Source organism: Algibacter pacificus (assembly GCF_008033385.1).
GTDB classification, from domain to species: domain Bacteria; phylum Bacteroidota; class Bacteroidia; order Flavobacteriales; family Flavobacteriaceae; genus Algibacter; species Algibacter pacificus.
On the sequence record NZ_VOGY01000004.1, the window covers coordinates 125819 to 141943 of the forward strand.

18 protein-coding genes and 1 pseudogene are annotated in these 16125 nt (G+C 31.9%); all 19 read right to left on the reverse strand.

What is annotated here, in order from left to right:
- Positions 1-10 precede the first annotated feature (10 nt).
- The 19 genes and pseudogenes from FQU21_RS07655 to FQU21_RS07745 all read right to left on the reverse strand — a co-directional run bounded on the left by FQU21_RS07655 (position 11) and on the right by FQU21_RS07745 (position 16118).
- Positions 11-373 carry a hypothetical protein gene (locus FQU21_RS07655; protein ID WP_147677416.1) on the reverse strand — a complete coding sequence of 121 codons (363 nt, stop codon included), beginning with the start codon at positions 371-373 and terminating at the stop codon, positions 11-13.
- A gap of 52 nt (positions 374-425) precedes the next feature.
- On the reverse strand, positions 426-1004 hold the full coding sequence (locus FQU21_RS07660; RefSeq protein WP_147677417.1) for a hypothetical protein: 579 nt from the start codon (positions 1002-1004) through the stop codon (positions 426-428).
- Between the two features lie 3 nt (positions 1005-1007).
- Positions 1008-1838 (reverse strand): restriction endonuclease subunit S, encoded by an 831-nt coding sequence (locus FQU21_RS07665; RefSeq protein WP_187269347.1) that lies wholly within the window; start codon positions 1836-1838, stop codon positions 1008-1010.
- Positions 1741-2220: a hypothetical protein gene (locus tag FQU21_RS07670; protein WP_147677419.1), complete on the reverse strand. Its 480-nt coding sequence runs from the start codon at positions 2218-2220 to the stop codon at positions 1741-1743. Before FQU21_RS07670 ends, FQU21_RS07665 begins: the two co-directional genes overlap by 98 nt.
- Positions 2221-2379: 159 nt before the next feature.
- Positions 2380-3690, reverse strand: a complete 1311-nt coding sequence (locus FQU21_RS07675; RefSeq protein WP_222708000.1) for a type I restriction-modification system subunit M — start codon at positions 3688-3690, stop codon at positions 2380-2382.
- 2 nt (positions 3691-3692) lie between these two features.
- A complete protein-coding gene (locus tag FQU21_RS07680; RefSeq protein WP_222708001.1) occupies positions 3693-5558 on the reverse strand; it encodes a DUF262 domain-containing protein in 1866 nt (621 codons plus the stop codon).
- Positions 5555-7036: pseudogene (locus FQU21_RS17695) on the reverse strand (N-6 DNA methylase). The gene FQU21_RS07680 and the pseudogene FQU21_RS17695 overlap by 4 nt, the downstream one beginning before the upstream one ends.
- A 33-nt stretch (positions 7037-7069) precedes the next feature.
- Entirely contained in the window at positions 7070-7435 is a 366-nt protein-coding gene (locus FQU21_RS07690; protein WP_147677420.1) for a hypothetical protein, read from the reverse strand.
- 527 nt (positions 7436-7962) lie between these two features.
- Positions 7963-8154: a HipA N-terminal domain-containing protein gene (locus tag FQU21_RS07695; protein ID WP_147677421.1), complete on the reverse strand. Its 192-nt coding sequence runs from the start codon at positions 8152-8154 to the stop codon at positions 7963-7965.
- Entirely contained in the window at positions 8126-8368 is a 243-nt protein-coding gene (locus FQU21_RS07700) for a helix-turn-helix transcriptional regulator (RefSeq protein WP_103191856.1), read from the reverse strand. The genes FQU21_RS07695 and FQU21_RS07700 overlap by 29 nt, the downstream gene beginning before the upstream one ends.
- A gap of 358 nt (positions 8369-8726) precedes the next feature.
- The gene (locus FQU21_RS07705; RefSeq protein ID WP_147677422.1) at positions 8727-9977 is read right to left on the reverse strand and encodes a S41 family peptidase; all 1251 of its coding nucleotides are present in this window, start codon (positions 9975-9977) and stop codon (positions 8727-8729) included.
- A gap of 4 nt (positions 9978-9981) precedes the next feature.
- Entirely contained in the window at positions 9982-11046 is a 1065-nt protein-coding gene (locus FQU21_RS07710) for a serine hydrolase domain-containing protein (RefSeq protein ID WP_246124791.1), read from the reverse strand.
- Between the two features lie 115 nt (positions 11047-11161).
- A complete protein-coding gene (locus FQU21_RS07715; RefSeq protein WP_147677423.1) occupies positions 11162-11767 on the reverse strand; it encodes a hypothetical protein in 606 nt (201 codons plus the stop codon).
- Positions 11768-11798: 31 nt separating this feature from the next.
- Positions 11799-12443, reverse strand: a complete 645-nt coding sequence (locus FQU21_RS07720) for a hypothetical protein (protein WP_147677424.1) — start codon at positions 12441-12443, stop codon at positions 11799-11801.
- 202 nt (positions 12444-12645) lie between these two features.
- A complete protein-coding gene (locus FQU21_RS07725; RefSeq protein WP_147677425.1) occupies positions 12646-13263 on the reverse strand; it encodes a CatB-related O-acetyltransferase in 618 nt (205 codons plus the stop codon).
- Positions 13260-13670: a hypothetical protein gene (locus tag FQU21_RS07730; RefSeq protein ID WP_147677426.1), complete on the reverse strand. Its 411-nt coding sequence runs from the start codon at positions 13668-13670 to the stop codon at positions 13260-13262. Before FQU21_RS07730 ends, FQU21_RS07725 begins: the two co-directional genes overlap by 4 nt.
- Complete coding sequence (locus FQU21_RS07735) at positions 13645-14508, reverse strand: SDR family oxidoreductase (RefSeq protein WP_147677427.1); 864 nt, start codon at positions 14506-14508, stop codon at positions 13645-13647. The genes FQU21_RS07730 and FQU21_RS07735 overlap by 26 nt, the downstream gene beginning before the upstream one ends.
- Before the next feature lie 26 nt (positions 14509-14534).
- Positions 14535-15005 carry a hypothetical protein gene (locus FQU21_RS07740; RefSeq protein WP_147677428.1) on the reverse strand — a complete coding sequence of 157 codons (471 nt, stop codon included), beginning with the start codon at positions 15003-15005 and terminating at the stop codon, positions 14535-14537.
- Between the two features lie 33 nt (positions 15006-15038).
- Positions 15039-16118 carry a serine hydrolase domain-containing protein gene (locus tag FQU21_RS07745; RefSeq protein WP_147677429.1) on the reverse strand — a complete coding sequence of 360 codons (1080 nt, stop codon included), beginning with the start codon at positions 16116-16118 and terminating at the stop codon, positions 15039-15041.
- Positions 16119-16125 lie beyond the last annotated feature (7 nt).

Consider the following 16125-nt stretch of genomic DNA (forward strand, 5'->3'; position numbering starts at 1 on the left):
AATTTCACTTTTAAAAACGAATATCTTCCCTCACAAACCCACTAAAATCAAACCCAGTACCACCAGATTTTACATCTTGTAAATATTTAAACTGTCCATCTGCTGAAATTTCTAAATCTACGGCATCTTTATCATCTCGAACTTTAAACGAACTGTGTAAGTTGCCTACAAAACCTTTTGGTAATGTTATCCATATTACTTTAGTCTCATTATTAAGCAATAAATGCACATCATCCTTAAATTTATTGGTACCTACATTGAACCACCATACGGCTTTAGATTTATTTATTTTAGAATAGCTGGTATTACTACTATTTAAATAAGCTCTTTTTGTTGCACTTATATAATCAATTATTTCCTTTTTTGTTTTCATGGCCTAATACTTTAAAACACCTGATTAATTAAACTTGATAACTCCATAATTACTATTTCAGTGAATAAATTAAATCAATACCAGAAAAAATACTAAGTCCAATGGTCCTAGTATCAGAAAATACATCTAGCTCATGACTTTCTTTGTTTCGTAAATCTTTTAAAAGCAAAGCATTTTCAAATTGCATTGCGGTAATCCAACTACATTTTTTAGCATAGGTTAATAGGTTATGCAACATTGGTTTACCTTTAAACGACTCATCTTTTGTTGCTTTATCTTTTAATTTATTTTCTACCACTTTAGCTAATACTCTAACTGCTTCTGTCGTTTTTCCGTCGCTTAAATTAGAAATTACCGTTTCCAACTCAATATGAACTGTAAAATCTAAAGTATCTACAGATGTTTTTAGCTTTTCTAGCTCAGCAATAATACCAACATCTACATTTTGCTGAGTTTTAAGATATTTTTCAAATAGACCCAAATAAGCTTTTTTCGTTTCGTAATTATCCTTTCGTAATCTCTTTATAATACGGTCTGTTTTTATAGCACGTTCATACTTATCGTTAAACAACCATGCAATAAGTAAACCTAGAACAGCTATTATTAACCAAGAATTATCTTCATTTTTCATACCCTAAAACACCTGATTAATTAAACTCTTTTGTAAGGCTTTGGAACTTTGGATTTTGGATTCTGTAGTCAAAATATTATCAACTATAAGAGATAATTCATTAGCAATATTTTTTTGAGTTTCAATTGGCGGTACTCGAATTTCAGTTTCATTAAAATCATCTAAACTCAAAGTCATTCTTGTTACTCCTTTTGCTTTCCTACTAAAACTATATAATATTTTAGGGTTATTGAAAACAAATCTTTTAAAATTTAAATCCATTTTTTTTTTAAATTTTAACCTAACTAGATGATAGCTATGAAGTGTATTCGGTAAATCTTCAGTAACTACCGCTGAATGCCCAATATCATCTGCCGTTTCGGAGCTAGGCGTAAATAAAACATCTCCAATGGAAATTTGATTTTTTATCAATTGATTACTATTTGCTGTTACTTTCATAAAGTCAATTCTAGAGTCTATATTTTTATCTATGCTCGAATAAACATCCATATAATTCAAAAGATTTATCTCTTTTTCATCCTCTTTTATTTTCTTATTTACTCCGCTAGTATTGATTACACCAAGTTCTTTTATTTTTAACAACTTCCATCCCTTAGGAATAACTTCTTTATTTTGAGATAAGTTATATCCATTTAACAAATTAATCATTCTTACATCTTTGAAACCTTTCATTTTATCCAAAACCTCATTCTCCCTCTCAACAACCTCATCCATAGCCCAAAGTAATTCAGCAAGTTTAGCTTGTTGATCTTTTGGTGGTAGCAGGAATTCTTGTTGTTTTAAATCTCCCCAATTTATGGTTGGTGATAAACCTCCAACAGAAATATCTACCATTCTGTGCATAAATTGGTCGGAATGTAAAAAGAAAGGAAATAGGTTTTGGTTCTATGATTTCTTCGTTTGCTCTAAACACAAAAGCGTGAGCAGAACAAATACCATCAAAATCTACAATAGCTGCTTTACGTTGGTAAGCACGTCGTTTTCCAAAAATAACATCACCAGGATAACATCTTAATTTACCACCTTTAACATCAGATGGCACTCCTTTTCTACGAATGTGAATATCGTTTGCATCTATATGTTCTAAACCAACATAAATATCAACTTCAGCTTCGTCTGGTTTTACTGTTTTAGATATTTTTTGAGCAATATCTTCAAACTTAAAAGTTTTCCAAGTGGATTTGTCTAAATTATTCAAATCTATTTTTTGTGTCATAGTTTCCATTTAATCTAAGATTTCAAATAATTCATTCATACTTTTTTCAAGTGTTTTAGATTGTTTTTTCCAATCAGAAATTGCATCGTTAACAGATAAAACTGGCTTACTAGTATCCACATTACTTAAAAACTGCGCAATATTTAAGCTTCCTTTGTTTTATAATATTTCTTCAATAGAAACAATTTTAGCAAAGTCATCAATATTCTTAAAGTCTTTGTATGCATTAAAAATAGTATCAATATGTTTTTGCTCTAAAAAAGCGATGTTCTTTTCTTGTTTTACTTCTTTTAAAGCATTAATAATTAAAACTTTGCCTTTTTTATCTTTTGTCTTATTGGTTTTGGTAATTAACAAACAAGCTTCCATTGGCGAGTTATAAAATAAGTTTGGCCCTAAACCAATAACACATTCTACCAAATCTTCTTCAATCATTTTACTACGCATTTCGGCTTCAGAATCTCTAAATAAAATACCGTGTGGCCATAACGAAATAGAACGTCCGTTTTCAACATCTAAACTTTTTTGTATGTGTTGCTGAAAGGCATAATCTGCACAACCTTGTGGAGGTGTTCCCCAAAGGTTACGCCCAAATGGGTCGTTGGTAAACGCTTTTTGGTCCCAAGCTTTAATAGAGTATGGTGGGTTGGCTAGTATGACATTAAAGGTTTTTAGTGTGTCGTTTTCTAAAAAGGCAGGTTGCGCCAGGGTATCGCCACGTACAATGCTAAACTCCTCTATACCGTGCATAAACATATTCATACGTGCTATGGCAGAAGTAATCAGGTTTATTTCTTGTCCGTATAATTTTAAGGTTCGGTATTCTTTGCCTTCATCACGTAAATGCAACGCGCAGTTTAATAGTAAACCTCCTGAGCCACAGGTTGGGTCGTAAACAGATTCTCCTGGTTGTGGGTCCATAATCATGGTCATAAGTTTTACAACGGTACGGTTGGTGTAAAACTCGGCTGCTGTATGGCCGCTATCGTCTGCAAACTCTTTAATTAAGTATTCGTAAGCATTTCCTAATTGGTCGTCTGGTACGTTTTCTAAATTAAGTTTGTGTTGCGAGTAATGTTCTATAAGGTTGGTAAGCGTTTCATCACTTAACCTGTTTTTATTAGTCCAAGAGGCATCACCAAAAATACCGTAAAGCGTTTCTGGGTTTGCTTTTTCTATAGCACGCATGGCATCTTGTATGGCAATACCAACATTAGTTGTGGTTTCGCGTACGGTGTTCCAATGTGCGTTTTCTGGTACTATAAAATGATGATTTTCGGCAAATGCTGCGTATTCTAAATCGCCTTCTCCTTCTTCTAGAGCTTTTTCAAACTCTTCATCGTACACATCGCAAATACGTTTAAAAAACAATAACGGAAATATGTATTGTTTATAATCTCCTGCATCTATGGTACCGCGCAATGCGGTTGCTGCTCCCCAAAGGTATTTTTCTAGGTTTTGTTGGGTCATGGTTATTCTTCTATACTTTGTTGTTCAACAGCGTTCATAATTTCATTGGCACTAATATCTTTACCTGAAGTCAATTGAGAAATAGCTTGAATAACATACTGTCCACGTTTTTTAATAAAAGCTTCAAAATCTGTGGTTACTTTTTCTTTTTTATCCTCTGGTGATAAATTTTCATAGCCTCCATTTTTTAATTCTTCAATAGGAATTAAATGTGATTTTAAACGCGTGTTCACAATATCTTCACTAGTCCAATCGTAACGTTCCTTTAAATATTTAAAAGGTTCTTTATTACTAATATTTAGATTGGTTTTATCAGTTATTAATGAACAATTTAATGCTAAATAACTTTCTACTTCTGCTTCTTTTAAAAGTGCATCAGGAAAAACATGATGGTAATGTCTTCTACCATCAATTAACTGCTGTCTGTTTAATGTAGAACCATCTGCAAAATCAATAGCACCTAACTTTGTAAAAACAGCCATAATTCCTCTCGCTCTAATATTTTCACGTTTTGGCCAACCTACTTTTACCAATTCATCAATAGTTGTTAATGTATATTTTTCTCTATTTAATACAGGAACATCTTTTTCAGTAAAATAAACATCAGGAGTTTTTTCTTTTTTCAGAATAATAGATTTCAACGCCATAAAATCTGCATAAGCATTTGAAGCTGCTGAATTTTCATATCTGTCGGTAAAGAAACTAGACCATAAATACTTTTTTAATAAGATTTCTGCTTGTCCTCTGGCATCTAAATTTTCTGGAATAACAGTGTAAAGAGCAGCTATAACAGAAAGTACTGCATTGGTAGGTAATCTGTTTTTATCATGAATGCCTTGCGATTCCATAAAAGTTGCCATTTTAGCGAGTCCGCTACACATAAGATCCCAATTTTCTACTAAAGTATCTTTTTGCATATCCCACATACCACGCTGATTTGGGAGTTTATCTTGTATTAAAGCAGATGTTGCTAATATTAAGAAAGGAAGTTCGAAATAGTAATGTATGTTAGGATAATCTGCATCTAATTTATTTTGATAATCATCTAACGACACCCCTTTAACGCCCTCAATTTCAGCTCTAATAATATCATACTGAGATAGAGGTTTACTATTGGTATTCATGTTGATAAAAACTTGTAAAGCAGTATCTTTACCAGTTTGACTTGGCAATGCTAAATACGGCAAATTAAAATGAGAAATGGTTTCTCTATAATCTCGAATAATTTTTAAAATTTCATTTTTAAAATTCATCCAAGAAAACAGATTTTCTTCATAATTTTCATCACCAGAAGCAGGTTTCATAGGTAACAATGCATCGTCCACCCATTTTTCATATTCTGAAGAAATATCGCCAGGTCTAAATAATTCCATTGGAATTAATCCTCGCTGAAAAGTATCATTTGGATTATCTGCCCATAAAGGCATTAGATTTCCTTTTTTATTTTGATATCTAGTTTTATAAAATACATTAACTTCTAATGCTTCTTCTGTTTTTTCAAAATAACGATCGTATTTACTGATATATAAAAAGAATTTTACATCTTCATAATTGTTGTGTAAGGTTCTCCATAAAGAGGTTAATCGTTGCTGACCATCTAAAAGATGCTCTGTTACTCTGGCTCCAGTTTCAGGAGCAGTTGCAATGTATCTTGATACAAAATGTTCTTTATCTACATTAAGTAATAAGGTTACACCTAATGGTAAATTTAAAATAACGGTGTCTAATAAACTAGCTATTCTATTTCTATCCCAAGCTTGATGACGTTGAAATCTAGGTAATTTAATCTCTCCATTTTGAATTTTTTGAAACCAGATTGAAACCTGTCTGTCCTGCGCCGAACTTGAAGGCATTTTATTATTCATCATATAAAATCTTTCAATATTGTTTTAAACTTCTTTTCTGCTTTCTGGCTTTCAGCCCAAGCGGTTTTTAAATTGGATAATGCTTCTTCTACACTAGGTAAATTATCCTCTATTATTTTTTCAACGTATAAAGGAATATTTAAGTTAAAGTCGTTTTCTTCAATATCGGTCATTGAAGCCACTTTTACATAGTTTTCAACATCCTTATTCTCATTATACCAATCGAATAATTGATTAATATGTTCAGTCTCTAAATAATTTTGAGCACGACCAACACGCACTTGATCGGAGCCATCAATAAATAAAACTTTATCTTTTTTATCTAAATCTTTATTTTGTTTAAACACCATAGCACAGGCTGCTAATTGTGTGCCGTAAAATATATTTGGCCCTAAGCCGATAACGGCTTCTAACAAATCGTCTTCCAACAATTTTTTACGGATTTTACCTTCGGCTCCTTTTCTGAATAATGCACCATGAGGTAAAACAACCGTCATACGACCAGTACTATTCATAGATTTTATCATGTGTTGTACCCAAGCCATATCGCCATTCCCTTTTGGTGGTACGCCTGCAATATTTCTTCCAAATGGATCATTTGCCCAATTTTCTGCTCCCCATTCTTTTAATGAAAATGGCGGATTTGCAATCACGCAATCGAAGGTTTTTAAACGATCGGCCGCAAAAAATGCGGGTTGTCTTAATGTATCGCCTCTAGATATTTGAAAATCTTCAATACCATGTAAAAACATGTTCATTCTTGCAATAGAACTAGAGGTTAAGTTTTTTTCTTGTCCGAATAATTTAAGTGTTCTATAATCTTAGTTGTTTTCTTTTAAATGATCTACACATTCTAACAACATACCACCAGTACCACAAGCAAGATCGTAAATGGTTTCTCCTTCGTGAGGATCTAATATTTTACCTAACAAATGCACTACAGAACGTGGTGTATAAAACTCCCCTGCTTTTTTATTGGTTAAATCTGCAAAGTGTTTTATTAAATACTCGTAAGCATTACCAAGAATATCAGGTTCTACTAAAGAGTTTGATAAACTGTATTGAGAGAAATGCTCAATTAAATCGATTAATAAACGATCTGATAATTTGTTCTTATTGCTCCATTGTGCATCACCAAAAATGCCATATAACAGTTCTTGATTGGCTTGCTCTATGCCTCGAAGCGCCTTTTCAATAGCTAGTCCTACATTAGTGGTTGTTTCTCTAACGTCTTTCCAATGACAACCTTCTGGAATTTCGAATCTATGAAATTCTGGTAGAGAAGCGTATTCGATATCGCCTTCTGATTCTTCTAAGGCTTGTTGATATTCTTCATCATAAACATCGGATAGACGTTTAAAAAACAGCAGTGGAAATATATATATTTTAAAATCTGAAGCATCAACTGGTCCTTTAAGAATCCAAGCGGCTTTAGATAAATATTGTTCTAATTGTGATAAAGTTAGTTTTTCTTTACTCATATTTTATGAAGTACTTTGTATAGTCTCTTTTTATTAAAGAATTTGATAATTACGTTTATCTACCATTTGCATAATACCTGCATGTTCAAATAATTTACCAACTGAATGTACATTGCATGGTTTTGCATTGAGTTCTCTTGGAAAATTTGTCTCAAAAATGGTTCTATTGTAGGTGTTGTTATTCAGTTTAGTAGCTTCGAAAATTGTTTCTAACATGTGTAGAGGAATATTTACAGAAGTATTTGTACCTACTTGAACTCTAAATCCTTCTGAATTATTATAGTTTTTACACTTATAAGGCGGAATGTCTCTTACTATTTTGAAGTTTTTTTCAGGTGTTAAGTGTAAGTTTAAGGTAATATTACTCTTTAACAGTCGTAAAGCTTCAGTCCATTTCATTAATCTTAATTTTTTTTAAAAATAACTAATTCCCTTGATATATATTTATGGAAACCCATAATTATATAAAACTATAATTATAGATTAACTAAAGTTGAAGTTTACTGTGTTCTTTTAAATTTTGTTTTAATACATGAAACTTTATTTTTTCATCTGTGCAATTAAGACTTACGGCTGTAATATCGGCAGATAAAATATTTGCCCATTTAGTTGTACTACGGTTCTCGTTTATAATTAGAACCAAAAATAAACAGCTGATGAAAGAAAAAAAGAAATTAAAGACGATAAAAAAGCACATTAAAAGCTTCCCCGGGGTAAACTCTGAACCCCATGGTAACAGAACAAGAAAAACCATCAATTTTGAGGTACCTGGCCATGAGGACATAACTAGCAGTATTTCTGCTCTCTTGGAAATGTGCTATGTTGCACTAGACCTAAATGGCGTAAGACTCTTGTTTAAATGACAAAATGACTTTATTTGTGTGCTTTAAAATCTATTTGATTAGCTCTGTTTCCTATTAATGTTTTTATAAACCATCGAAGAAAGGAAATAATTGCTCAGATTTAAAAGCTTCTTTTTGTAATGGTAGTGTTACACTAATCTGTATAGCATTTTCGTCTTCTAAATATGTTTTTACATACTCAAAACTATAATCATAGTCATCTTCAGTTAAGATCCCTGCCAGTGTATTATTTACCCATATTTCGCCTTGTCTCATCGCTTATAGGTGTTGGAGTTAATGTGTGTCCGAAAAATAAAAGTACTTGATTTACTTTATCTGACATTAGATTTGGTTTTCCTTGTTCAAGTTCGCGCACAAAACGCAATCCGACTCCTGTAAAGTCTGATAACTCTACTTGTGTTAGTTTTGCTTTTTTACGTCTATCCCTTACAAATTGGGCAATACCGTTCTCTCTATCCCAGTTATTCATAATATACCTTTATGGGTACAATATAATAAAATATACTCACATTATACCTTTAAGGGTGTACATTATATTTTTGTGTAATTTTTATACCTTTTAAGGTGTAATATCAGCAGATAAAATAACTCCTCTTTATTAGTTGAACTAATGATTACTCCCTTCTATAGTTTTACGCAACACCTTAGTAGTTTCTAAATTTGCCTGTGATGGACTCAAATGAAGATTATTATCACATGAATTTCTATTGAATTCTGTCACTCTACACAAGAGTAATGATTACGTACGTTTTGTAAACAAAGGTAAACTAGGCTGGGGAAAGAAACCTACGGAACCAACCGTTATTAAAGTCGTGCCTGTGGCACACCTAATTAAGCACTATAAATCTATTTACTAAAACCCTCAACACAGTATCAATATTTTGCAACAAATCACTCTTTTTTTGGTTTATAATTATATCAGGCTGAAGTGCTGTATTTAATTGATTAGATAATCGAAATAATCTTTTAGAATAAGTTATTACAAGTTTTGAATTTGGTAAAATAAAGCTATCCATATCTTGATAACCGTTTGGATTTGAACCTGTTGGTTGACCAATGACTTTTGCATTTAATAATTGCTTAAAGAGGGCTGCATTGCTTGTTGCCGCTGAAAAGGTTTTATTACTTGTTAAGACAAACACGCCATTTTTCCAATCAATAGAATCAGCAAGGTTAAGGGCATACGCTAAAACTGTACCTACATACAAATCGCCACCGCCATTTTTACGCATATCAATAATTACCTTTTTTATTTGGTTTTCTTGAATGTAAGTGACTAATTGTTCACCAAACACTTGCATCTCTTCAAAAGTTGGATAACTTTCAAAATTTATATATACTGCTTTTGTGTTAGAAATTAATGCAAACCATAAATCACGATTGACACCATTAGGCTGGGTTATTTCAGGTACAGTTAATGTTACAATTGAAAGATTACTATTCTCCCAAATATCATTAGTAATTGTGTTTAAATTCAGTTGTATTAATTCTTTATTGTTACGAAAACTAAATGTGGCTTCATTGGTAGAATTAATCAAATTAAGATTGAAAAGTAATTCTGCAATTGTGACATAACTACCTGTTCTATCTTTTATAGAATATTCATTTTCAACAAATTGAGCTATTTCTGATATTTTTTGAGTAACTGTATCACTCGGAATACCATTAATGGATTCTAATGTAGTTTTGAGAATTTTTTTGTTCTTATTCAATGTTTTTACAACATACCATTTATCCTCAATCCATTCAATTTCAAAAGGAAAACGATAAGTTAACATATTTCTTAGGGATACCGCTGTATGACCATCATTAATACGCCTTGTTAAACGCATTAATTTTAAAATGATTTCAAAATCACTTAATGACTCAACATTGTTGTAAATCTTTTGCCACTCATTTGTAAAATCATCTTTAGTAATTGAATGGTAAATATCTATATGTTTTTGTTCTAAAGATGTTTTATAAATTTCAAGATCATCTTTCCAATTAATTTTGTCTAATGATTGTGCGAATAATGTATTAAACACCGAAACAATAAAAATTGATAAACAAATTATTCCTGTTTGAAATGAGTTCATATAACTAGTTGTTTTCTATGATTTTAAGTACATCATGAACTAAAGACATTGTACTTTTTGAAGCTTCTAACTGATTTAAAGTACCTGCTATATAAGTATCTAGTTCTGGGCAATACCACAAAAAGGATGCGGTACTACCTGTATGACCAATAAGCATTAAATTTTTGCCTTCATCTTTAATATCTTTTATTGTGACTTGTCTTATACCAAATCCATATTGCATATTTTCGGTTTCATAAACCCAACTTTGCATTGCTAGACGTGTATTATTTTTTACAATTTCATCTTCATTAAACGCTTTAAAAAAACGTATTAAATCTTGGGTAGTTGACACCAAACCGCCACCGCCCCAATCTGCGCTTAAACTTTGAATTGATGACAGCACCATATCACCAACATAGAACTCTGCCACAGGTAATTGATTCTTTAGAGGTTTAGATTTTAAATTGATATAAGACCCATCCATCCCTAAAGGTTGAAAAATATGTTTATTTAAAAACGCATTGTATGATAGACCGCTTACTTTTTCTATAATCAAAGCTAAAAGCACATACTCCGTATCTGTATAATTATAACCTTGTCCAGGATTGAAATGAGGCTTCATTTTTTCTTTAGTAAACTCAATCATTTCTTGAGGTAACCAAATCTTATTCGTATCGACCAATAATTGATTGATAATATTTGGGCTGGCATCAATAGTTTCATCAGTAAAATAGTCAGGTAACCCGGAAGTATGTTGTAATAGCTGAGCAATAGTAATATCTCTTGAATATTCTTTGTAATCTAAAACGTGCAAATGCTTTATCAATGTATCTGGTAAATATTGAGCTATTCTATCTTGAAAGTTTAATTTCTTTTGATCCTTTAAAATACCAATGGACGTAGCCGTAAACATTTTGGTAATACTAGCTGTATAAAAAGGATGATTAATTGTAATTGTATTTTCTTTACTTTCGGCTAACTGAATATTTATGTCTCGAGATTCAGAATATATGTGCAGAAAAGCACTTTTTATTACTTCGTTTTCTAATTCGGCTTTAAACAATTTCTCAACCTCTTTTTTTATCATTTTCTGACCAAAAGAGGTCATCGAAATAAAAAGTAATAAAAATAGTATTACATTGTTTTTCAAAACTATATGTTATTTTATCAATTATTATTTTGTATAAAGTTAGTCTTTATTATTAAAACCAACTGAAACCTAAACCTATATTGAATGTTACCGCATCTCTATGAACATCACCATCTAAAAAGGTTCTACCCATTACTATTTTGGATTGCACATTCAATGCAAAGTTTTTCTTTTTGTAAAACTCATATCCTGTACTTGCCATAACTGCACACCCAAAATTCCAATCGTCATTAACATTGTCTTTAATGTCGTAAAGTGCGGGTGAATCTATAGCTAAACCAATACCACCGTGAATCCACCAACGGTCTTTTACCCAATATTGAACTGAGGGAATAAAACCGCCAAAATGTCTGTCATTATCCTGAAATTCGTATATATTTCCTGGCATAGATAACGTTACTGCTAACTTATCGTTGAGCATATAACCAAATTTTAATTCAGGAAAACTGATGGCTCCTTGGGATTTATCAAAGGTTTGAAGACCTTCGCTATCTTCAATACTTATAACGCCTCCTCCAAGACTAAACTCAAAGATAAAACCATCGCGTGTTGAGGTCGTATCGAAAGTTGAATTGTTTTGTGCAAACCCTACTATTGAGGTTAGCATTAATGCCATAAAGGCTATTTTTAATCGGATTTGTGTTTTAATTGTTTTCATAATTATTCGTTTTTTGATTGATTTAAATTTTTTAAAATTTTATACCTATATAAAGGTTGGGCTCAAAAAGGAAATAGTTTTTCCATCTATTATCTAATTGTTTAAATGCATCAGGTGTATTGGTGTCAAAAACCCAAAATTGAGAATGAACCTGAGGCTCAATAAAAAATCGTTTATTCTTACCAAATGCAAAATGATAACCAAGATGGAACGAATTATAAAGCTTAAAACCGTTTGCTATTTTTTTGTTGTCAAGATCTAAATAGGTTTTGTATTGTGGTAACACTTCTACTGATGCAAATAAGCCTTTCCAAAGCATACGTTGATAGGATACTCCAATACCTGTTTCGCGTAGATAACCTGGATAAAATTCGGTTTCAGAATCTATTTTATCTAAAAGACCGTCCCACCACTGAATACCCATTGGTTGAAATAAACGCCAAGTGGCTAACTTAATACCAACAATATTTTTAGCGTCTAATTCTTTTTTTATATGCAATTCATAATGTTGCGTGTTGGTCCTTTCGCCACCTTTACCAATATTGCCCAAGATAATGGCTGGAAAGCTGACTCTGTATTTGAAATCTGAATCCTTATTTTTCAAAGATACGTTGTTACTTTGTGCAAACACATTTAGTGTACAAAGTGTTAGGCAGATGAATACTAGTTTTTTCATTTTAATGTTTTTTAATTGTTCGTTTTTTGATTGTTCGTTTTTTGATTTATAATTTGATGTTGCAAAGATTCACTGAATTTTAAGGGCAATCGTTTTGAATTATAATTTGAAACCTTTTTGTTATTTAGTACTTATTTTTTACTAAAAGAAAAAGGCTTAACATTTTAGAGTTAAGCCTTTTATTAGTTCTTAGGGTATTATCTTAAAGCAAAGCTTCAGGATGAGAGGTAAGTTTTTCCACGTTTTTAGTAATTTTTTCAATATCCCAATCCCACCATTTTAACTGTAATAGTTTTGAAATGGCAGCTTCAGAAAAACGTTTTTTGATAGGTTTCGCAGGATTACCCCCAACAATAGTGTAAGGTGCTACGTTCTTTGTTACAACTGCTTTTGATGCTATTATTGCACCATCACCAATATAAACACCAGGCATAATAGTAGCATCGTGACCAATCCATACATCATTACCAATTATAGTATCTCCTTTTGTTGGATAGGTTTTGCCTTTCATAGCATCTTGCCACGCACCACCAAAAATGGCAAATGGATATGCTGATGTGGCTTCGGTTAAATGATTGCCACCATTCATAATAAACGTAGCTTCAGAAGCAATCATACAAAATTTACCTATGATGAGTTTGTCTCCTATGAAATCAAAGTGGTATTTTACGTTTTTCTCAAAATTTGACACCTCTTCAAAATCATCGTAATAGGTAAAATCACCCACGATAATATTAGGGTTCTTAATGATGTTTTTAAGAAAACAAAGCTTATTGTAGTCTGGTAATGGAAATTGATGGTCTGGATTAGGAATGTTCATAATTTACGTTTTGAGAGGTTAAACAGACTTATAGCCAAAATAATGGTTATTATGGCTTGTGCTTTTTCAAAAGTAGTTTCAGCCAACACATTAGTAAATGTATTTAACAAAAAATATATTGAAAACACAAATAACCATCTATTTATGGTTTTAACTTGCCAATTCCATTGTACAATTTTGGTTTTAACTAAAATTAAAAATCCTAGAAAAAGCATTATGAAAAGTGCCGCAAATTCTAAATATAGAATCGTTTTGGGTTCTATTATTTTACCACCCCAAACAATATTTTGAGGTATAATACCTAATAAAATTAAGAGGTGAAAAACTGAATACCCTGTAACAATACCAAATGCAATTTTATCGGAAAGTTTCATTTTTATATTATAAAAAGTTTTTGGCTTCTTCATTATAGAAATCCTTTAAATGGTGCTCTCCGTAGGTTGGTGCTATATTATCCTCTGCCATAAGGGTTAAGAAAAACTCAATTGGCCCATAGGTTTTTACACTGGTAAAGATTCTCAAACTCCAAATAGTTAGTTTTCGCATCCAATCTGGTAAATGAATGATTTTTATGGGTTTGTTCAATGCATTTAAAGCTAATTCACTATTGTCATTAAGACTTAACACATCTGGACCTCCTATGGTTAATTCTTTATTGGTTTCCTCTACATTGTCCACAATAAATGTTGCCAAATCTTTACCGTGAATTGGGTTAAATTTTTGATGACCCGATCCAAACAAATACACACGACCAGATTTAGCCAAATGCAAAAAATCTTTCATATCCGAGAAAAAACCGTTGGGTCTTACTATGGTATAGTTTAATCCTGAAGCTTTTAAGGCATCAACAAATTTTTCTTTGGCTTCAAAAATTTTCAGTTGTCGGTATTTGTCTCCGTTGATTGCGGAAACATAAACAAAATGCTTTACACCTGCCTTTTTAGCTTCTTCAAGTAAATTCATATTCGCCAGATAATCAACATCCATATAGGTTAAACTGTCCTTTTGTCTGGTAATACCAATGGTAGATATTACTGTATCTATACCTTTGCAAATATCACGTAGGGTGTCAGGTTTTGTAACCTCTGCTTGTTTAACCTCTAAAAAATTTTCGTTATTATTTTTTAGTTTATTTGGATTTCGTACAATGGCAAGAACTTGATTTTGATTTTCGATTAATGCTTTCAACAAATAACTACCCAAATACCCTGTAGCTCCCGCTAATAATATGTTGGTATGTTTCATTATTAATAAATTATTAGGCTGTTTGTTTAGTGTAACTTTCTTTTAAAAATATATCGCGTGATAAAAATACCGTTGTCATCATTTTTTCCTGCATCGCTTTCTACGGCACTTGTAACAAACATCAAATCCCAACCTTCAGAAATCATAGTTGACAATTTAGAAGAAATCAAAGCATCATTAGACGCTATATTTTGAAATCGAATTCCACCCAAATTAAAAAAGTTCAATAGTTTTGTTTCTTCAAAGTTTTTTACTCTAATATCTTTTCTTTTAGACTTGTTTCTTGTATTGTTATTGTCATTCTGGCTTGAAGTGAATTGCTTATAATCTCTTTCTTCATTTGATGAAATTAAACGTGATCTCCCCAATCCACTTGAAACAATAGATTCTACACTTGTAATTACTTTAAATTCAACTGCTGGCTCAGTTATTTCTTGACTAAATCCAACATTGGCAAATAGTGTGTATAGTGCGATTATTGATACTAACTTTCTCATATCTTAATAGTTTTTAATTTATTAGGTTACTATTTAATTAAATTCATAGGTTAATAATTGTTCTATAATGGTGTTACGTTGCGTACCTGTATCGTCTTGTTGATTACTTAACAGTACAATTGTAGCATCAAATTCCGGAATAAAACCAATCATACTCCAATAGCCATTAATATCACCACCGTGCCAATACATTGTTGTATTTCCTTCTTGGGTGGTAAACCAACCCAAGCCAAAATCTGTATAACCAGTTGGTACGTTTTGAGTAAATATTTCGGCCTTTTCAGCCTCTGAAAACCAACTTGTTTTTACAGCATTTACCCAAGTTTCCATATCTTTTGGGGAACTACTAAAATCGCCTGCACCAAAAGCGATTGGCATTGGGTAGGTGCTATTCGCACTACCATTTAAATAGCCTTGAGCGTGTGTGTTTTCATCTACTATATTTGTGCCCTTATAAGTAGCCGTCATTTGTAAAGGTGTAAGTATTTTTTGTTGAATATAGTCGTGGTAAGACATTTGAGATGTTTCTTGAATTAATAAAGCAGCAATAAGAAAGTTTGAGTTGCTGTATTGTTTACTTGAACCTGGTGTAAAATCGAGACCATTTTCAGTAACTAATTCTTTAATTACTTCATATATATCTTCTTCATCCAAAGTTTCTCCTTGTTCGTGAGCTTCCTCTACGATAAGTTGATAATTTGGAATACCCGATTGATGCGATAATAATTGTGCAATACTAATTTGACTACCGTTTGGAAATTCAGGGTCAAATTCATCTAAAGTTTGATTAAAACTATTGATTAAGCCATCACGTTTTAATTGGACAATGCCAGCTGCGGTTAATGTTTTGCTCACTGACCCGATGCGATAACCGAGATTGTAATCTTGTGCCAACGCTGTGGTTTGGTTTGCTATTCCAAATCCTTGTCTCACTAAATCGTTTCCGTTTTTAGTTACAATGGCATACCCTTGAAAATCAATTTCAGTTAGTAAATTTTCAACCGTTGTGTAATTGTTTGGTGGTGTGTTGTTATCATCATCTTTTGAACAAGATGTAAAAAGTATTATGGTAGTTACCATAAGTGCTACTAAAAATTTGTGTAAAGTTGTCATAACTGTT